Origin of the sequence: Heyndrickxia acidiproducens DSM 23148, assembly GCF_000374345.1 — a bacterium.
In the GTDB taxonomy this organism is placed as follows: Bacteria; Bacillota; Bacilli; order Bacillales; family Bacillaceae_C; genus Weizmannia; species Weizmannia acidiproducens.
The window spans coordinates 1-20,015 of sequence record NZ_KB894020.1; the positions used below are offsets into that span (position 1 = coordinate 1).

At 46.0% G+C, this 20,015-nt stretch carries 16 protein-coding genes, 1 pseudogene and 1 riboswitch; of the genes and pseudogenes, 15 read left to right on the forward strand and 2 right to left on the reverse strand.

What is annotated here, in order from left to right; genetic code table 11:
• Positions 1 to 195 (forward strand): annotated as a pseudogene (locus tag C232_RS0114685) (group II intron reverse transcriptase/maturase); the annotation flags it as partial.
• Between the two features lie 217 nt (positions 196 to 412).
• Here the strand turns inward: C232_RS0114685 and rnhC are convergent.
• Positions 413 to 1,339, reverse strand: a complete 927-nt coding sequence (rnhC, locus tag C232_RS0114690) for a ribonuclease HIII (protein ID WP_018664909.1) — start codon at positions 1,337 to 1,339, stop codon at positions 413 to 415.
• A gap of 90 nt (positions 1,340 to 1,429) precedes the next feature.
• On the opposite strand from rnhC, the gene zapA reads away from it, so the two are divergent.
• The 12 genes from zapA (at position 1,430) to C232_RS0114760 (ending at position 16,399) form a co-directional block, all read left to right on the forward strand.
• Entirely contained in the window at positions 1,430 to 1,738 is a 309-nt protein-coding gene (gene zapA / locus C232_RS0114695; RefSeq protein WP_051086243.1) for a cell division protein ZapA, read from the forward strand.
• On the forward strand, positions 1,725 to 2,261 hold the full coding sequence (locus C232_RS0114700) for a CvpA family protein (RefSeq protein ID WP_018664911.1): 537 nt from the start codon (positions 1,725 to 1,727) through the stop codon (positions 2,259 to 2,261). The genes zapA and C232_RS0114700 overlap by 14 nt, the downstream gene beginning before the upstream one ends.
• 410 nt (positions 2,262 to 2,671) lie before the next feature.
• A complete protein-coding gene (gene polX / locus C232_RS0114710) occupies positions 2,672 to 4,390 on the forward strand; it encodes a DNA polymerase/3'-5' exonuclease PolX (protein ID WP_018664913.1) in 1,719 nt (572 codons plus the stop codon).
• A 57-nt stretch (positions 4,391 to 4,447) separates the two neighbouring features.
• Positions 4,448 to 6,805: an endonuclease MutS2 gene (locus C232_RS0114715; protein ID WP_018664914.1), complete on the forward strand. Its 2,358-nt coding sequence runs from the start codon at positions 4,448 to 4,450 to the stop codon at positions 6,803 to 6,805.
• A gap of 312 nt (positions 6,806 to 7,117) precedes the next feature.
• Positions 7,118 to 8,815, forward strand: a complete 1,698-nt coding sequence (locus tag C232_RS0114725) for a long-chain-fatty-acid--CoA ligase (protein ID WP_018664916.1) — start codon at positions 7,118 to 7,120, stop codon at positions 8,813 to 8,815.
• Positions 8,816 to 8,967: 152 nt separating this feature from the next.
• Entirely contained in the window at positions 8,968 to 9,549 is a 582-nt protein-coding gene (locus C232_RS0114730) for a TetR/AcrR family transcriptional regulator (protein ID WP_018664917.1), read from the forward strand.
• A 167-nt stretch (positions 9,550 to 9,716) separates the two neighbouring features.
• Entirely contained in the window at positions 9,717 to 10,490 is a 774-nt protein-coding gene (locus C232_RS0114735; protein WP_018664918.1) for an enoyl-CoA hydratase, read from the forward strand.
• A 103-nt stretch (positions 10,491 to 10,593) separates the two neighbouring features.
• Positions 10,594 to 11,367: an electron transfer flavoprotein subunit beta/FixA family protein gene (locus C232_RS0114740; RefSeq protein ID WP_018664919.1), complete on the forward strand. Its 774-nt coding sequence runs from the start codon at positions 10,594 to 10,596 to the stop codon at positions 11,365 to 11,367.
• 28 nt (positions 11,368 to 11,395) lie between these two features.
• On the forward strand, positions 11,396 to 12,376 hold the full coding sequence (locus C232_RS0114745; RefSeq protein ID WP_018664920.1) for an electron transfer flavoprotein subunit alpha/FixB family protein: 981 nt from the start codon (positions 11,396 to 11,398) through the stop codon (positions 12,374 to 12,376).
• A 225-nt stretch (positions 12,377 to 12,601) separates the two neighbouring features.
• A complete protein-coding gene (gene trxA, locus C232_RS0114750) occupies positions 12,602 to 12,916 on the forward strand; it encodes a thioredoxin (protein ID WP_018664921.1) in 315 nt (104 codons plus the stop codon).
• Positions 12,917 to 12,985: 69 nt separating this feature from the next.
• Positions 12,986 to 14,758, forward strand: coding sequence for an excinuclease ABC subunit UvrC (uvrC, locus tag C232_RS0114755; protein WP_018664922.1), 1,773 nt, complete (start codon positions 12,986 to 12,988; stop codon positions 14,756 to 14,758).
• 51 nt (positions 14,759 to 14,809) lie between these two features.
• Positions 14,810 to 14,987, forward strand: a riboswitch (Lysine riboswitch).
• Between the two features lie 182 nt (positions 14,988 to 15,169).
• Positions 15,170 to 16,399 carry an aspartate kinase gene (locus C232_RS0114760; RefSeq protein WP_018664923.1) on the forward strand — a complete coding sequence of 410 codons (1,230 nt, stop codon included), beginning with the start codon at positions 15,170 to 15,172 and terminating at the stop codon, positions 16,397 to 16,399.
• Between the two features lie 72 nt (positions 16,400 to 16,471).
• Here C232_RS0114760 and C232_RS0114765 read toward each other — a convergent pair whose 3' ends face one another.
• A complete protein-coding gene (locus C232_RS0114765; protein WP_018664924.1) occupies positions 16,472 to 16,927 on the reverse strand; it encodes a YslB family protein in 456 nt (151 codons plus the stop codon).
• A 601-nt stretch (positions 16,928 to 17,528) separates the two neighbouring features.
• Between C232_RS0114765 and C232_RS0114775 the strand changes: the two genes are divergently transcribed.
• A complete protein-coding gene (locus C232_RS0114775; protein ID WP_018664926.1) occupies positions 17,529 to 18,137 on the forward strand; it encodes a succinate dehydrogenase cytochrome b558 subunit in 609 nt (202 codons plus the stop codon).
• An 86-nt stretch (positions 18,138 to 18,223) separates the two neighbouring features.
• Positions 18,224 to 19,975, forward strand: coding sequence for a succinate dehydrogenase flavoprotein subunit (gene sdhA, locus C232_RS0114780; protein WP_018664927.1), 1,752 nt, complete (start codon positions 18,224 to 18,226; stop codon positions 19,973 to 19,975).
• Positions 19,976 to 20,015 lie beyond the last annotated feature (40 nt).

Below are 20,015 nucleotides of genomic sequence, written 5' to 3' on the forward strand. Positions count from 1 at the left end.
AGAGTACGTACAAAATTTTATTGGCTTAAGAAATTAGGAATCAATAAAAATAAAGCCTGGGAATGGGCAAACACAAGAAAAGGCTACTGGAGAATTGCCGGCAGCCATATCTTAGCCAGAACCTTAACAAACGAACTCTTTCGAAGAGCAAGGTATATAAGTTTTCTGGATTATTACCTGTCTGTAAGGTCGTAAACTTTAGAACCGCCGTGTACGGAACCGTACGCACGGTGGTGTGAGAGGTCGGCTAATCAAATAATGATTAGCCCCCTACTCGATTTTGAAAAGATACATTCCAAAAATGCCATGATTCATTTCAAAAAAGGATTAATGGATTCCGGCACAGAAGCTGGATTTAAGAGGATACTATACGATCCATGCCAATCACCCCGTCCATTCCATAAAAGACTGGTTATTTCACACCTGCTATCCGTTTCGCCTTTTCCGTATTCGCAAAATGCAGCTTTGTAAAATGCGGCAGCACATCCACACCGCGCGCTTTGATTAACCGCGCTGCAGCAACGTCTACTTGTGTGCCGGCGCCTTTTGGCAGCGTCATTCCGGCTTCCCGGCTTAATTTTTCAAACGCGCGCACGAAAGCATAGCGTGCCAAGATGGAAGCGGCCGCAACCGCAAGATGGACACTTTCTCCTTTGGTACTGAAAAATACACCGTCTTGCATGATGATTTTTTCATTTTGAAGATAGCGATAATAGGTGCCCGCTTCAGCGAACTGGTCAATTAAGATGGCTTCCGGCTTTTCAGGCGCAATTTTTTGCGACAGATTATACAATGCACGGTTATGGAGCAGGGCTTTTATCTTTCCCTGCGACATGCCGGACTGCTGGAGCCGGTTGTATTTTTCATTTGGAAGTTTTAACAGGCTGTACGGGATAAAGGTGAGCAGGTCTTTTGCGATTCTTGCAATCTGGTCATCTTTTAATCCCTTTGAATCTTTTACGCCCAATTCTTTTAAAAGCGGGATCTGCTCTTTTTTTACATAGGCGCTGACAACCGTAATCGGACCGAAATAATCGCCTGTCCCGACCTCATCAGAGCCGATCACGGACAGGGAACCAATGTTTGCGGGAAGAGAATTTCCGGATGTTTTGGTTTTGGCTGGTTTCTTCTCCAAAGCCTCTTCCCATTTCGCAGCTTCAGATGTACAGCCCGCACCCTGGAACAGGACTTTCCCCGAACGGTAAGCCGTAATCGTACATCCCGGTAGTTTGGCTATAAATATACCGCCTCCCGGAATTTTATCAAGCAACGCATCTTGATAGTATTGCTTCATTTCTTTTATTTTTGCAGGTGAAACTTTCACTACAGTATTGGACATATTCGATTCCTCCAGCCGGTTTGCAATAAGTGATCGCTGAAAATTGTTTGACAGTGTTAGACAAAGGCTTTTCCAACATGATATGATAGAATGCAGGGATTCTTTAATAGGAGGAGGCAAGAAACATTGGAAAAAAACCGAATTAATGTTGGTATATACGGACAGCAATATACCATAATTGGAACGGATCCGGCAAGCCATATTCGTTTAGTTGCCTCATTGGTTGATGAAAGAATGCGGGAAATAAGCTCCAGGAATCCTTCGTTAGATACGAGTAAACTAGCCGTTCTGACAGCCGTCAACGCTGTTCATGATTATATAAAATTGAAGGAGCAGTACGAACTGCTTGAAAAACAATATTTACAATTATTGAAGAAGGATGAAGATGGAAATGGTTAATATTGCGATTATTGTACTGCTGTTTCTCGGCTTTTTAAACGGAAAACGGCAAGGATTTATCCGCCGGGCCATCCATCTGACCGGTTTTGTTGCGGCTGCTTTTGTCGCATACTCGCTTTATGATGAATTAGCAGAAAAACTCAAATTGTGGATCCCTTATCCGTCATTCAGCGATAGCAGTTCATATGCGCTCTTACTGGACCAATCCAATATGGAAACGGCTTTTTACCGGATTATTGCCTTTGCCATTCTATTCTTTGCAGTCAGGCTGTTTTTAACGATCATTGGTTCATCGCTTACATTTGTGGCCCAGCTTCCGGTACTAAAACAGCTAAACGGCTGGGCAGGCGGGCTTTTGGGTTTTGCGGAGCTGTATTTGATCCTCTTTATTATACTATACATCGGATCACTGTTGCCGGTTGATTCCATCCAAACCGCCTTAAACCAATCCGCCGTCGCCGGAGCCATGATCAACAACACACCCTACATCTCCAACCTCGCCAAACAATGGTGGATGAAATAAAAAAGCGGAGGCGACTGTTCATCGGCGTACGGATTTCATGGACCGCGACTGAGATAAAGGAAACACGGCGAGGGACGAGCCGATGTTGACTTATCGGAGGGAGGGGGCCGGGAAATCCGCTAGCCGATAGGAGCCGCAGCTGGATCAAGAAAAGCGGAAGGCGCTTGCCCATCGGCGACAGGCAACTGGGCCGGCACCAGTGAAGTCCGCCCTTTGACTTCAATGGCGCCGGAACAGTTGACCCCGAGCCGATAGCGCCTGCTTTTTGGTGAAAGTTCATAAAGCACTTCTCTGCCGGGAGAGGTGCTTATTTATGGGTGAAAAATGCAATACTTCATGTATATATAAAAATTTGCTAGTATAGTAAAAAGAAAAAAAGTTGGGATCGGATATCCTGAGGGGGCAGGCCAATGAAAGCAGAAAAAAGCGACATCATCCGGTTATTGGAGCAAATTGCGGTCTATATGGAATTAAAAGGAGAAAACCATTTTAAAATTGCCGCATTTCGGAAAGCTGCTGCCGCATTAGAAGCAGATGAGCGCGAGGTATCAGAAATTGACGATTTTCTGGCGCTTCCCCATATCGGAAAAACGACAGCATCCGTAATAGAAGAATACCTTACAACCGGAAAGTCTGAAGTGTTTGATCAATTAAAAGCAGAAATTCCAAAAGGACTGATTCCGATGCTGCAAATCCAGGGGCTCGGGGCAAGAAAAATATCAAAGCTCTATCGGGAACTCGGCATTACCGATGTCAATGCACTGAAAAAAGCATGTGAAGAAGGAGAGGTTGAAAAACTCAAAGGATTTGGCGCCATTTCCCAGTCCAATATCCTGGACGCGATTGAAAGACTTGGCGCAGGCCAGGGACGTATTGCAATCGGGCAAATGGTTTCACCGCTTTTGGAAATCGAAGAAACCCTTTCGCAATTAAAGTATGTCGAAAAATTTTCGCGGGCTGGCAGTGCAAGGCGTTTTGAGGAAAAACTAAAGGATTTGGATTATGTAATTGCCACATTTAACCCGAAATTTGTAAAAGAACAAATCCTGCAGCTGAATAAAATGGTGGAAGCGGTCGCCGTCGGGGATACAAAAATCACGATTAAACTAAAAAATGCAGGCGGCTGCCAGGTGGACTTCCGGCTCGTTTCACCGGATCAGTACGCCACTGCCCTGCATCACTTCACCGGGTCGAAACAACATAATGTTAGGATGCGGCAGCTGGCCAAACAACGCGGCGAAAAAATCAGCGAGTACGGTGTTGAACAACTTGGCATGGGGGAGGTCTTTACTTTTCCCAGTGAAGAATCCTTCTTCCACCATTTCGGCCTCCCCTATATTCCCCCTGAAATCCGCGAAGATGGCAGTGAAATTGAGCTATATAAAGGCAGCGCGTTTATCCAGCTCGACGATATCCAGGGGGATCTGCACATGCATACAACCTGGTCCGACGGGAAAGCGTCAGTTGAGAAGATGGTCAATGCATGCAGAAAAAAAGGATACCAGTATATGGCCGTTACCGATCATTCGCAATCCCTCAAAGTGGCGAACGGCCTGACACAGGAGCGCCTGCTTGAACAAATGGAGGAAATTCGCCGGCTGAATGAGAAATATCATGATATTTTGATTTTATCCGGCATTGAGATGGAAATTCTGCCGGACGGGTCGCTTGATTTTGATGATGGGTTGTTGTCACAGCTTGATTTTGTTATTGCCTCGATCCACTCCGGTTTCGGGCAGCCACAGCGTACAATTATGAAGCGGCTGAGGCAGGCGCTTGAAAATCCGCATGTGGATATGATTGCCCATCCTACCGGGAGATTAATTGGCAAAAGGCAGGGCTATGATGTTGATATCGACCTTTTGTTCCAATGGGCAAAAGAAACCAATACCATTTTAGAATTAAACGGTGATCCGAATCGGCTTGATTTAAGTGCGAAAAATGTCAGAAAAGCGCAGGCTGCCGGAGTCAAAATCGCCATCAATACCGATGCGCACCGGGTTGAACAACTGGATGGCATCGCATTCGGTGTCGGTACGGCAAGAAAAGGCTGGATTGAAAAGAGTAATGTGCTTAATACACAACCACCGGAGCAACTGCTTAGATTTTTAAAAGAGAAGAGAGTGTAACTTTCCGCGCATCGTACATGGAATGCCGCCTTGCCGGAAAGTATGGAGGATGAATACATGCAAGGAAAAATCATTAAAACGTTGGAATTTGACAAAATCAAAAGTTTGCTGCTTGAACATGCTTCTTCAACTTTAGGTGCTGCAAAAATCCAGGAACTTTATCCCTCTTCCTCATATGAAGATGTCGTCAGAATGCAGGCGGAAACGGACGAGGCGGCACAAGTGCTGAGGTTGAAAGGAACAGTTCCGCTCAGCGGCATCCACGATATCCGGCAGCATGTTAAAAGGGCGGTGATCGGCGGCAGGCTGAATCCTGCTGAACTTGTGCAAATCGCAAGCACGATTTACGTCAGCCGCACGATCAAACGCTTTATTGAAAACATGGTGGAAGACGGGGACGAACTGCCGATATTAACGGAAAAGGCCGGGCAAATTCGTGTTTTAACCCCGCTTGAGCATGAAATTAAAAATGCAATCGATGAAACCGGCGAAGTTCTTGATTCAGCGAGTGAAACACTCCGCCAAATCCGCCAGGGGCTGCGCGCCAATGAACGGCGTATCCGTGAAAAGCTGGAAGGGATCATTCGCGGCAAGAATGCGGCAAAAATGCTGTCTGACGCGATCATTACGATCCGCAATGAACGTTACGTCATTCCGGTCAAGCAGGAATACCGCGGCAATTATGGCGGAATCGTCCACGACCAGTCTGCTTCAGGGCAGACCTTATTTATTGAGCCGCAGTCTGTTGTCGACTTGAACAACCAGCTCCGTGAATGGCATATGAAGGAAGAGCAGGAAATTGAACGAATTTTAAGCGCATTATCAAACGCTGTTGCAATAAATGCAGATGATCTTGCTGTGATCGTCGATATTCTGGCCGACCTTGATTTTATGTTTGCAAAAGCATTATACGGCAGAACGATAAAAGCGACGAAACCGGCAATAAATAGGGATGGTGTAATTCGCCTTCATAAAGCAAGGCACCCGCTGCTGCCGATGGATGAAGTCGTAGCCAATGACATCATGTTTGGCAAAGATTTTACGACAATCGTGATTACCGGCCCGAATACAGGCGGTAAAACCATCACGTTAAAAACCATCGGCCTTGTTACGCTGATGGCGCAGGCGGGATTGCAGGTTCCGGCCCTGGATGGTTCGGAAGTGGCTGTGTTTAAAGATGTTTTTGCTGATATCGGCGATGAACAGTCCATTGAACAGAGTTTGAGTACATTTTCATCACATATGACCAATATTGTCGAGATTCTCAAGCGGGTGGACCACGAATCCCTTGTTTTGTTCGATGAGCTTGGCGCCGGTACAGACCCGCAGGAAGGGGCCGCGCTCGCCATTTCAATCCTGGATGAAGTGTATAACAGAGGCGCCCGTGTTGTCGCCACAACCCACTATCCCGAATTAAAAGCGTATGGTTATAACCGTGATGGTGTTGTCAATGCAAGCGTGGAGTTCAATGTCGAGACATTAAGCCCGACATACCGGCTCTTAATCGGCGTCCCCGGCCGCAGCAACGCTTTTGAAATTTCGAAGCGGCTCGGGCTTTCCAAAACAGTGATCGAACAGGCAAAATCTTATATCGGCGCGGACACCAACCAGGTCGATAATATGATCGCTGCATTGGAAACAGCAAAGCGGCAGGCAGAAAAAGAACGGGCAGAAGCGCGCGAACTTGTGCGGGATGCCGAAAAATTGCATAAAGACATGCAGAAGCAGATGATGGAATTTTACGCGCGCCGTGATGAACTTTATGCTAAAGCTGAGGCCAAAGCAGCGAAAGTAGTGGAAAAGGCAAAAGATCAGGCAGAGGACATTATCCGTGATCTGCGCAAAATGCAGCTCGATACAAAGGCAACTGTCAAGGAACATGAATTGATCGAGGCAAGAAAAAGGCTGGAAGAAGCCGCGCCGAAACTGGAAAAATCCGGCCGGAAAATAAAAGCTGCAAAAGACAAGCATGCATTCAAGCCGGGCGATGAAGTCAAGGTACTCAGCTTGAATCAAAAAGGAAGCCTGATTGATCCCGTTGGCGACCATGAATGGCTGGTGCAAATGGGCATTATGAAAATGAAAGTAAAAGAGTCGGACCTTGAATTTGTAAAGACCCGGCAGCAAGCGCCAACGAAGCATCTGGCTACGGTAAAAGGGCGCGATTACCACGTCAGTCTCGAACTGGATTTGCGCGGCGAGCGTTATGAAGACGCGCTTTTAAAAGTCGGGAAATATATCGATGATGCCTTGCTGGCCGGTTATCCGCGCGTCTCGATTATTCATGGTAAAGGAACAGGCGCGCTCAGAACCGGTGTGCAGGAATATTTGAAACACCACCGGGCCGTTAAACGCATCCGATTGGGTGAACCAGGGGAAGGCGGCAGCGGTGTAACGATTGTAGAATTCAAATAGCTGCGCAAAATTGCAGGGCAGACCGTGAAAGCAGGGGATGGAAAATCATGTTCATGGACAAATTGGCGAAAATATTACTTTTATGCTGCATTATTTTTCTGATCCTTGGTGTGATCTATCTGGTTGCAGCAGATTGATGGTGAAAAATAGCAGTGCTGCCCGTCATGAAAAAAAAGGGTAGCACTTTTTTTGTCCAGCTGCGGGCGCTATCGGCTTGGGCTGGCGGGAAATGATTGTCAGCGGTTGCAAGTTCCGTTATAATAAAACAAGAAATGGAAATTTTCAAATATAAATATGATGGAGTTGATGTGAATGGCAGATAAGCCCTGGCTGTCCTTGTATCCGCCGGAAATTCCCGGTTCATTAGCGTATGAAAGCAAAACGGTTTGTTCCTATTTGACTGACGCGGCCCGGCAGTATCCGGAAAAGAAGGCGCTCCATTTTATGGGCAAAGAAATGACTTACAAAGCAGTGTATGATTCTGCCCTTAAATTTGCCCGCTATTTAAAAAAACTGGGAATCGATAAGGGGGACCGGGTGGCGATTATGCTTCCAAATTCCCCGCAAGCCGTCATTGGATTTTACGGTGTTTTATACGCTGGCGCCGTGGCCGTCCAGACAAACCCGCTCTATACGGAAAGAGAACTGGAATACCAGTTGAAAGATTCCGGGTCAAAAGTGATCCTGACTGTGGATTTCCTTTATCCGGTAGTTGCGAAAGTGATGAAAAAAACCGAGCTTGAACATGTTGTTGTAACCGTTATCAAAGATTATTTGCCGTTTCCGAAAAATTTCATTTATCCTTTTGTCCAAAAAAAGCAAATGGGCATTGCTGTAGAGACAAGACATGAAGGGAACCACCATTTGCTGAAAAATATTCTGGCAGAAGAAAAAGCGGAACCAATGGATATTCCGTTTGACTTTGAAGAAGACCTGGCTATTCTCCAATATACAGGCGGCACGACCGGCGTGCCAAAGGGCGTGATGCTGACCCATAAAAATCTGGTGGCGAACGCAACAATGTGTGGTGCCTGGAATTACAAAGCGAAAAAAGGCGAAGAAATCGTGCTCGGCATGCTTCCATTCTTCCATGTGTACGGGATGACTACCGTTTTAATTTTGTCCATCATGCAAGCATATAAAATCATCCTGGTTCCAAAGTTTGACGCGGCGTCTATTCTGAAAATAATTGAGAAGCAGCGCCCAACCATATTCCCCGGAGCACCAACCATTTATATCGGACTGTTGAACCATCCGAAAATGAACGAATATGACTTGTCCTCTATTGAAGCCTGCCTCAGCGGTTCCGCCCCGCTGCCTGCGGAAGTCCAGGAGAAGTTCGAAAAGGTAACAGGCGGCAACCTTGTGGAAGGCTACGGTTTAAGTGAATCTTCACCGGTAACACACGCTAATTTTATTTGGGGGGGCCGTGTGAAAGGCAGTATCGGCGTGCCATGGCCGGATACAGATTGTGCCATTCTATCCCTTGAAGATGGAAAACCTCTGCCTCCCGGGGAAGTCGGCGAACTCGCAGTAAAAGGGCCGCAAATTATGAAAGGCTATTGGAACCGGCCGGAAGAAACCGCACAAGTGTTAAAGGATGGCTGGCTGATGACCGGCGATTTGGCGTATATGGACGAGAAAGGCTATTTTTATATCGTTGACCGCAAAAAGGATATTATTATTGCGGGCGGCTATAATATTTACCCGCGTGAAATCGAAGAGGTGCTGTACGAACATCCGGCTGTCCGGGAAGCTGTTGCTATTGGCGTGCCGCATCCGTACCGCGGCGAAACAGTCAAAGCATTTATTGTTTTCAAAGACGGGCAGACCGCCACGGAAGAGGAATTGGACCAATTTGCCCGGAAATATTTGGCGGCCTATAAAGTACCGCGTATATACGAATTTCGGAGCGAGCTTCCAAAAACAGCTGTCGGTAAAATTTTGCGGCGTACACTGGTTGCTGAAGAAAAGAAAAAGATGGAAAATAGTGATGAAAAGACCGGCTGAACAGATTTTTTCACTTGGACACTTGACAATCCGTTAAATAGCAGATAAGATAAAAATATGAATGAATAGTCATTCATATTTCGGGTGAAACCGGGATTCTGAACGAATGCTGTCTTAATCTGGCAGACAAAAGAATTGAAGGGTGATTGGCCGTGAAAAAGAATAAACCAAAGTACAAACAAATTATCGATGCAGCAGTGGTGGTTATTGCAGAGCACGGCTATCATCAGGCGCAAGTGTCCAAAATCGCCAGGCAGGCCGGGGTGGCGGACGGAACGATTTATTTATACTTCAAAAATAAAGAAGATATATTAATCTCTTTATTTGAAGAAAAAATGCAGCTTTTTATCGAGAATATCGCGGAATTTATTGCAGGAAACTACAGCGCTTCAGAGAAATTATTATTAATGATCCAAAACCATTTTAAAATACTTGCGAACGACCATAATTTGGCAATCGTAACACAACTCGAACTGAGGCAGGCGAATAAAGATTTGCGCCTGAAGATCAACAGTGTACTGAAAGATTACTTAACACTCGTTGATAAAATTGTCCGTGAAGGCATGGAAACAGGGGAATTCAATCCGGCACTGGACGTCCGCCTCGTCAGGCAGATGGTTTTCGGGACAGTGGATGAAACGGTCACAACATGGGTCATGAACGAAGAAAAGTATGACCTCGTATCACTTGCCGCCCCTGTCCATCAGCTCATCATCAACGGCTGTGGCCGCTGAAAAACAGAGGGACTAAATCCGTTTACGGCAGGCAAATGCTCCGGCGCCAATAAGCCCGCCTTCCATGGCTTCATTGGCGCGGGTGGATTGGCCCCGGGGCGAAATGTACAGCCGGATTAAAAGCAGAGGCGCCGCAGCCAGTCCATAAAAGAAGAAGGGGATAAGGGATGGATTTTATTACGGTAAAACGCGAAGATATGACCGCTTGCATTGAAATCAGCAGGCCGCCTGCAAACGCATTGGCGCAAGCCGTTTTGAAAGAACTTTCGGAAGCGCTTGACCAGATCGAAAACGATTCAGGGATCCGCGTCGTCATTCTCTGCGGGAAGGGAAGGTTTTTCTCAGCCGGTGCAGACATTAAAGAATTCGTCCAGTTCCGGGAAGGCGGCCGTTTCGATGAGGTGGCCGTTTCCGGGCAGGACTTGTTTGAAAGAGTGGAATCATTTCCAAAGCCGGTCATTGCTGCCATCCACGGCGCAGCATTGGGAGGCGGCCTTGAGTTGGCGATGGCCTGTCACATCCGGCTTGTAACAGAGAATGCAAAGTTAGGGCTGCCGGAACTAAAGCTCGGGCTGGTGCCGGGTTTTGCAGGAACGCAGCGGCTTCCGCGGTATGTAGGCTGGGGAAAAGCTTTCGAAATGCTTTGGACAAGTGAACCGGTTTCCGGGACGGAAGCAGTGAAGTGGGGGCTTGCCAACCATGCTTATCATGAAGAAGAACTGCTTCCGAAAGCAAAGGAACTGGCGGCAAAAATTGCGAAGCAGAGCCCGCTCGCAACAAAAGCGGTTATTGAACTTGTAAACTTGGCAAAAACGAACGAATACAAAAGAGGACTGAAACAGGAGTCTGAAATGTTTCAAACCTTGCTCAGTTCCAAAGATGGTGAAGAGGGCATTAAAGCCTTTATCGAAAAACGAGAACCACATTTCAATGGGGAGTAAATTTTTTACAAATGAATGTATGCGCTTAAATTTATCTGAAAAACTGTTCCCAGATGAATAAGGTATATTTTTTAGAATAAATAGAATACCGGGAGGGTAAGGCATGAACATTTTTGTATTATTGAAAAGAACATTCGACACGGAAGAAAAAATTTCCATTTCCAATGGACAGATCAATGATGATGGTGCGGAATATATCATCAATCCATACGATGAGTACGCCGTGGAGGAAGCCATTCAGGTACGCGATGCACAAGGCGGTGAAGTTACAGTCGTTTCTGTCGGGAATGAAGAAACGGAAAAGCAGCTGCGGACTGCACTTGCAATGGGTGCCGATAAAGCCGTGCTGATCAATATAGAAGAGGATGTCGAATATACCGACCAGGGGACGACTGCAAAAGTGCTGGCACAATATTTGAAAGAACAGGATGCAGACCTGATTATTGGCGGCAATGTTGCCATTGACAATGCATCCGGCCAGGTCGGTCCGCGCGTGGCAGACCTGCTGGGCATCCCGTACGTGACGACGATTACAAAGCTTGAAATTGACGGTGAAAAGGTAACCGTAACAAGGGATGTTGAAGGGGATTCAGAAGTGATCGAAACGTCACTGCCGCTGCTTGTGACAGCACAGCAGGGATTAAATGAACCGCGTTACCCTTCTCTGCCGGGCATTATGAAAGCCAAGAAAAAACCGTTGGAAGAATTGGAACTGGATGATTTAGACCTTGAAGAAGAAGATGTCGAACCGAAAACAAAAACGATCGAAGTTTATCTGCCGCCGAAAAAACAAGCGGGAAAAGTGCTTGCAGGCGAAATAACCGAACAAGTGAAAGAACTGGTTCAATTGCTGCATCAGGAAGCAAAAGTGATTTAAACGAATTTTCGTATCGGAGGGGAAGAAAATGAGTCGAAAAGTATTGGTATTGGGAGAAGTCCGTGATGGCTCACTTCGCAATGTAACTTTTGAAGCCATTGCTGCAGGGAAAACCGTTGCAGAAGGCGGAGAAGTGGTGGGCGTGTTAATAGGAGAATCCGTTCAGGCATTAGGGAAAGAGATGATCCAATATGGTGCTGACCGTGTTGTAACGGTAGAAGATGAAAAATTAAAGCGTTACTCCCCGGACGGATATTCGCAGGCCTTCTTAGCAGTTGCCGGGTCTGAAAATCCTGAAGGCATCATTTTTGGACATACGGCGCTCGGCAAAGATCTGGCACCGAAAATTGCCGGAAAATTGGATGCCGGTTTGATATCGGATGCGATTGCAGTCGACGCTGCAGGGGAACATATTGTATTTACGCGCCCTATCTATTCCGGAAAAGCGTTTGAAAAGAAAATTGTAACAGACGGCATTATTTTTGCTACCGTGCGCCCGAACAATATCACTTCGCTTGAGAAAGACGAGTCAAAAACAGGGGAAATCCAAACCATTCAGGCGGAAATCAAAGATCTGCGCACCATCATCAAAGAAGTGGTGCGCAAAGCAAGTGAAGGGGTAGACTTATCTGAAGCAAAAGTCATCATATCGGGGGGCCGCGGTGTAAAAAGCGAGGAAGGCTTCAAACCGCTCAAAGAACTTGCAGATGTGCTTGGCGGAGCGGTCGGGGCTTCGCGCGGCGCATGTGATGCAGGGTACTGCGACTATTCCCTGCAGATTGGGCAAACCGGTAAAGTTGTGACGCCTGATTTGTATATCGCATGCGGCATTTCCGGTGCAATCCAGCACTTAGCCGGCATGTCCAACTCGAAAGTAATTGTGGCCATTAACAAAGACCCGGAAGCCAATATCTTCAATATAGCGGATTACGGCATTGTCGGCGACCTGTTTGAAGTCGTGCCGCTTCTGACGGAAGAATTTAAAAAATTAAAAGTAACATCGGCTTAAATATTGCCATCCCTTTTATATCAAGTAGATAATGCCTGGGCGGAAATTTCGGCCCGGGCTTTCTTCAAATTGGATATTCCTTGGAATTAGGTATAAAATAATACAATAAAATTACCGCTGCTTTTTTTTGTATAAGAATGTCCCAAACAAATCATTCGCATCATACAATGAACGATGATATACTCATCTGTAGCAGCAATAGTTATATTTAGGAGGGTATCGCAAATGGCAATTACGCATGCAACTGACGCTACTTTTTCCCAGGAAGTAAGCGAAGGTTTGGTTTTAACAGACTTCTGGGCAACATGGTGCGGGCCTTGTAAAATGATTGCACCTGTTCTGGAAGAAATCGACTCGGAAATGGGCGATCAAGTCAAAATCGTAAAAGTGGATGTTGACGAAAACCAGGAAACAGCAAGCAAATACGGCATCATGAGTATTCCAACGCTTGTTGTAATGAAAGACGGCCAGCAGGTGGATAAAGTGATCGGCTACCAGCCAAAAGAGGCTTTAGAAGAACTTGTAAAGAAACACTTATAATTTTTTCGAAAATCCGGGTCAAAAGTGGCTCGGATTTTTTACAGAGATTATTTTTTGAGGTGAAGGGAATTGAATGAAATCATCCGCAATAAACTCGCCCTCCTCCCTGACCAGCCAGGTTGCTACTTGATGAAAGACAGACAAGGCACGATCATTTATGTCGGCAAAGCCAAAATATTGAAAAACCGTGTCCGGTCTTACTTTACAGGTTCGCATGACGGAAAAACCCAGCGCCTTGTCAGTGAGATCGAAAACTTTGAATATATCGTGACAGCATCGAATATTGAAGCCCTCATCCTTGAAATCAACTTAATCAAAAAGTATGATCCAAAGTACAATATTATGTTGAAGGATGACAAAACATATCCCTATATAAAACTGACAAACGAACGGCACCCGCGCCTGATTACGACGCGGAAAGTAAAAAAAGACAAAGGCAAATATTTCGGGCCGTATCCGAATGTGCAGGCAGCAAATGAAACGAAAAAACTGCTTGACAGGCTGTATCCGTTAAGAAAATGCAACCATCTGCCGGACCGCGTCTGCCTGTACTACCATCTTGGGCAATGCCTCGCACCGTGCGTGAACGACATCAAAGAAGAAACGTACAAAGAAATTATTGATGGCATTACGCGCTTTTTAAACGGGGGCTATAAAGAAATTAAAAAGGAATTAACCGAAAAAATGCACGCCGCCGCGGAAAACCTTGAATTTGAACGCGCCCAGGAATACCGCGACCAAATCGCCAGTATTGAAATGACGATGGAAAAGCAGAAAATTACGATGACCGATTTTACCGATCGCGATATTTTCGGCTATGCGGTTGACAAAGGCTGGATGTGTGTCCAGGTATTTTTCATGCGCCAAGGCAAGCTGATTGAACGGGATGTCTCGCTTTTCCCGTTTTATGATGAACCGGAAGAAGAATTTTTAAGTTATTTGGGCCAGTTTTATGCAAAGCCTGAGCATATTAAGCCGAAAGAGGTACTGATTGCAGAAAACGTCGACCGTGACATGGCAGAACAACTGTTGGAAACGAAGGTGCGGCAGCCAAAAATAGGCCAGAAGCACGAGCTTGTGCTGATGGCTGAGAAAAATGCCGCGATTGCGCTAAAAGAAAAATTTGCGTTAATTGCACGTGATGAGGAACGGACGATTAAAGCAGTTGAGAATCTTGGCCGCCAATTGGGCATCTATACGCCGTACCGCATTGAAGCTTTCGACAACTCCAATATCCAGGGGACCAACCCGGTTTCAGCAATGGTGGTGTTTATTGACGGCAAAGCGGCAAAGAAAGAGTACCGCAAATACAAAATCAAGACGGTCACAGGGCCGGATGACTATGAATCAATGCGTGAAGTCGTGCGCCGCCGCTATGCCCGCGTCCTGAAAGAAAACCTTCCGCTTCCCGATCTCATCATCATTGACGGGGGGAAAGGCCAGATTGACGCAGCCAAGGATGTACTTGAAAACGAATTGGGGCTGGATATTCCGATCGGAGGCCTTGCGAAGGATGAAAAACACAATACTTCGCAGCTGTTATTCGGAAATCCGCTTGAGATCGTACCGCTTGAACGCCACAGCCAGGAATTTTATCTGCTCCAGCGCATACAGGATGAAGTGCACCGGTTTGCGATCACATTTCACCGCAGTTTGCGCGGAAAAACGGCATTCCAATCGGCATTGGATGATATACCCGGCATCGGCCCAAAGCGAAAAAAGCAATTGCTGCGGCATTTTGGTTCCCTAAAGAAAATGAAGGAAGCACCGCTGGAAGAATTTGTTTCAATCGGCATTCCGCCAAAAGTTTCTGCGCTATTAATCGAAAAATTACAAGAATAGCCTAGCCGGAATTCCGGGCTTATGTTATAATCAAAATAATTTCATAGGTTTCACCATGATAGAGGTGCAAAACTTAAGAGTAAAGGGCCGGAGAAGATTGAGCTTCCGGGATGGCCTTTGAAAGGAAGCTTTGCCGAAGTGGTAACGGGCTCAATGCTGTTTCCGCTGGTTCTGTGCTGAATAAGTCCGGAACTGTCAAGATGAAAAATCTTGGAGCGCTATCTCATAGAAGTGACTGCGTTTAGGCGTAATCAAGAGCAATGGGATATTCGTTCTCATTGCTTTTTTCATGCTGGTCCGGCGGGGAGACGGGTTTTTTGCTTCCAGCCGGCGAAGCGCGTTGCTTTTTACAGGAGCGCCTCAAAAACGATGGAGTGTTTCAAAAGCAAATGAAGAAAGTAGGCGGCATTTTTGGGTATTATTGTACAAAAATTCGGGGGAACTTCTGTTGGCAGCGTGGAGAGGATCCGGAATACTGTCAACCGCATTATTGAAGAAAAGAATAAAGGAAACAAGGTTGTTGTCGTTGTCTCGGCAATGGGAAAAACGACGGACCAGCTTGTTTCGCTGGCAGATGAGCTTTCATCTTATCCGGCCAAACGCGAAATGGATATGTTATTATCGACAGGCGAACAAGTGACCATTTCATTAGTGGCCATGGCCCTGATCGACAAGGGTTATGAAGCAGTTTCTTATACCGGGTGGCAGGCAGGCATTGTCACAGAGGCAGTCCATACCAATGCGCGCATTCTTGATATCCATCCGGAAAAAATCAGATCACATTTAGATAAAGGGCAGATCGTCATTGTCGCGGGATTCCAGGGCGTAACAGAAGACGGGGAAATCACTACCCTGGGCCGCGGCGGCTCGGATACAACGGCGGTTGCCCTGGCGGCAGCGCTGCATGCAGACCGCTGCAGTATTTTCACGGATGTGACAGGCGTTTTCACATCTGATCCGCGCTATATTCCGAACGCACGCCAGCTGCAGGCAATTTCATATGATGAAATGCTGGAACTCGCCAATCTTGGGGCAGGTGTCCTGCATGCGCGGGCGGTTGAATTTGCCAAAAATTATGCGGTGCCGCTGGAAGTTTGTTCCAGTCTGGAAAGAGTAGCAGGAACGATGATTGAGGAGGAAGCAGCAGTGGAAAAAAATTTAATTGTCCGCGGCGTGGCATTTGAAGACGCCATTACAAGAGTGACGATTTTCGGATTGGAGAACGGATTCCATAATCTGTCAACGATTTTCACCACATTGGCAGAACACCATATCGATGTTGACATTATTATTCAGAACCAAACGGCAGACGGAAGGACATACTTATCTTTTTCAATTAAAAACCAGGATTTGAAAGAAACGGTTGATCTGCTGGAGACCAACAAAACAAGTCTTGGCATTGACCATTTTGAAACAGAGACAGGGCTGGCAAAAGTTTCGATTATCGGTTCGGGCATGGTATCCAATCCGGGGGTTGCTGCAAAAATGTTTCAGGTGCTGGCCGAGAACGGGGTTGCCATTAAAATGATCAGCACTTCTGAAATCAAAGTATCCACGGTCGTCGACGATAAAGAAATGATTCGTGCTGCACAAAGCCTGCATCATGCGTTTGAACTGGATGCCGCTGAGCAAAAAATTTAACGGGGCCCCTCCCGAAAACCATAAAAGCAGGAAGCCTCCGCTTCCTGCTTTTATTCATGATGATGCGTTTTTTTAATCATCAATCACCGGATCTTTTTGGTCCCATTGAACGATGATCTGTACTGTTTTGCTTCGCTTCTGCACTTCTTCTGTTGCCTCTGTAACCAATTTCATTCTCTGCTGGTATTGCTCCGCCAAGAAACCGGCCTCCAGTTTAAAAGTCGATTCCTTGCCCATATCCAGCTGCCTGTCAATGATCGGACTTGAAAGCTCAAATTCAATCCGGTATTTTTCTTCCTTTTTGATCGACAGTGCCCCCCAGCCGGCCTCTTCAAAAAAAGAAATCAATTCATCGCTGGATAATAGCGGGAATTTACGTGCAAGATGTTTACCGGCCCAGTATAAAATTTCCGGTGTTTCTTTTCCGAATATATCCGGAATCAATATATTACGCAGCAGCTCGTACCCGAAAGCAGGTACGGTTAAGCGGCCAGATGTTGCTTGCTCATTATCAATAGAAGATTTCACGCGATTCCCCTCTTTCTCTATTGCTTATTATATACAAAACCGGTTCGGACTTGAAAGCTATTTTTAATGAAAATTTGCAGGAATACCGGATCCTGCCAGCAGGCAAAATCATTGTCTCCGTTACCAATTGGTTTAGCATCAGGATGATGTGGGGCATCCTGCGGGCGTATTTCCGGATCAATTCTGCCGGGTACATGCTGTTTTTTTGCCTATACCCCCGAAAAGGTACAATAACGAATTTTTATCATGAAAAACTTAAGAAAAGCATTAAACCGGAGTTTAATACTAAGTTAGCTGCGATGATTCGTATGTTTTTATTTGTTGGAGCCTATATTGCAATTTTTCCCTATTAAAAGACGTTAAAATTTATCCTGAAAAGCGCTATTTTAATAAAATTTTAAAAAAGAAAGGAAGCAGGCAGAAATACTCAAATTAGTGACAGTTTTGCTGCATTTTTATGAATGCGTTTCCTTGACGCGTACTGTGGTCGGTTGTAAAATAAAGTTGTCACATAATTGTTATAAAATATTTATGCGGATTGAAAGCAGTTACAATTTTTGCTTTCTTTGCATAAATTTACACAATCAAAGGGGGATACATTGTGGCTGGAAATCGGGAGTTTTTTAATCGCAGACTGCATTCTTTGTTGGGTGTCATTCCAATCGGCTTGTTTTTAGTCATACACTTGACAGTGAACCATTATGCAGTAAACGGCGCAGCTTCATTCAATAAGGCAGCCGGTTTTATGGAAAACCTGCCGTTTCTTCTTTTTATGGAGGTTGTATTTATCTATTTGCCGTTGCTGTTCCATGCAATTTACGGTTTGTACATTGCATTTACAGCATCCAGTAATGTAGGCAGAATGGGCTATTTCAGGAATTGGATGTATTTGCTGCAAAGAATCAGCGGTGTGCTCGTATTAATCTTTCTCGTATTTCATATCTATGAAACTCGCATTCAAATGGCGCTTGGTAAAGAATTGAATTTCGATTTGATGGCGAATCTGCTGTCAAATCCATGGATGCTTGCCTGGTACATAATTGGAACAGTGGCAGCAATCTTCCACTTTGCGAACGGCTTGTGGTCATTTCTTGTAAGCTGGGGCATCACCCAATCACCGCGTTCGCAGCAAATTTCTTCGTACGTGATGGTTGTGGTATTTGTTCTGCTTTCAATCGTTGGTGTCAGAGCATTATTAGCATTTGCATAAGAATTGCGCCGCAAAGCAAAATGAAGAGTTTAGCAGTTTACAATTTTACAGAAGAGCATCGCAGTATGAAAAGGGAGTGAATCACGATGAGCAAAGGAAAAATCATCGTAGTTGGCGGTGGATTAGCAGGGTTGATGTCAACCTTAAAAGTGGCGGAAGCAGGACGGCAGGTCGATTTGTTTTCGCTGGTGCCGGTGAAACGTTCGCACTCTGTCTGTGCACAGGGCGGGATTAACGGTGCAGTTAATACAAAAGGTGAAGGGGATTCCACATGGACCCACTTTGATGATACGGTTTACGGCGGCGACTTTCTGGCCAATCAGCCTCCTGTAAAGGCCATGTGTGAAGCCGCACCTGGCATTATCCATTTATTTGACCGCATGGGTGTCATGTTTAACCGTACACCGGAAGGGCTTTTGGATTTCAGGCGTTTTGGCGGCACACAGTTCCACCGTACGGCTTTTGCAGGCGCCACAACCGGCCAGCAGCTGCTGTATGCATTGGATGAGCAGGTACGGCGCCATGAAGTGGACGGCCTCGTAACCAAATATGAAGGCTGGGAATTCCTCGGCATTATCAAAGATGAGCAGGGCGTTTGCCGCGGAATTGTTTCGCAAAACCTGACGACAATGGAAATCAAAGCGTTCCCTGCGGATGCGGTGATCATGGCATCGGGCGGCCTTGGCATTATTTTCGGCAAGTCTACCAACTCCATGATTAACACAGGTTCCGCAGCAGCCACTGTATACCTGCAGGGCGCCACATATGCAAACGGGGAATTTATCCAGATCCACCCGACAGCCATTCCGGGTGATGACAAACTGCGCCTGATGAGTGAATCAGCCCGTGGGGAAGGCGGCCGGCTCTGGACATATAAAGATGGAAAACCGTGGTATTTCCTGGAAGAAAAATACCCGGCTTATGGCAACCTTGTTCCGCGTGATATTGCAACCCGCGAAATCTTCCATGTCTGTGTTGATATGAAACTCGGAATCAATGGCGAAAACATGGTTTATCTTGATTTGTCGCACAAAGATCCGCATGAACTGGATGTGAAACTGGGCGGTATCATTGAAATCTATGAAAAATTCGTAGGCGAAGACCCGCATAAAGTACCAATGAAAGTATTCCCGGCTGTACACTATTCGATGGGCGGCCTCTGGGTCGACTATAAGCAGCACACCAGCATTCCGGGATTGTTTGCGGCAGGAGAATGCGATTATTCCCAGCACGGCGCAAACCGCCTCGGCGCAAACTCTTTGCTGTCCGCGATTTATGGCGGGATGGTTGCCGGCCCTGAAGCGGTGAACTATATTGATGGCCTCGAAACCAGCACGGATGGCCTTTCTTCTGAAATCTTTGACCGTGCCGTCCGGGAACAGCAAGAAAAATGGAATAATATTATGTCTTTGGATGGAACGGAAAATGCCTATGTCCTGCATAAAGAACTGGGCGAAATCATGACTGAAAACGTGACGGTTGTCCGCTATAATGACCGTTTAAAGAAAACAGATGAAAAGATTCAGGAATTAATGGAAAGATGGAAGCATATCAATGTGGTCGATACGTCGAAATGGAGCAACCAGGCTGCATCTTTCACCAGACAATTACAAAATATGCTTCAATTAGCTCGTGTTATTACGATTGGCGCATTAAACCGCAATGAAAGCCGCGGGGCACATTATAAACCGGATTACCCGGATCGTAATGACGAGGAATGGTTAAAAACCACGATGGCCAATTACGACCCGGACAAAAACGAACCGGTATTCAGCTACGAAGATGTGGATATATCCCTTATTAAGCCTCGTGTACGCGACTATACGAAAAAACATTAATTTTTGGAGGGGGGAGTCTGACCCCTCTTCTTGCAAGCGA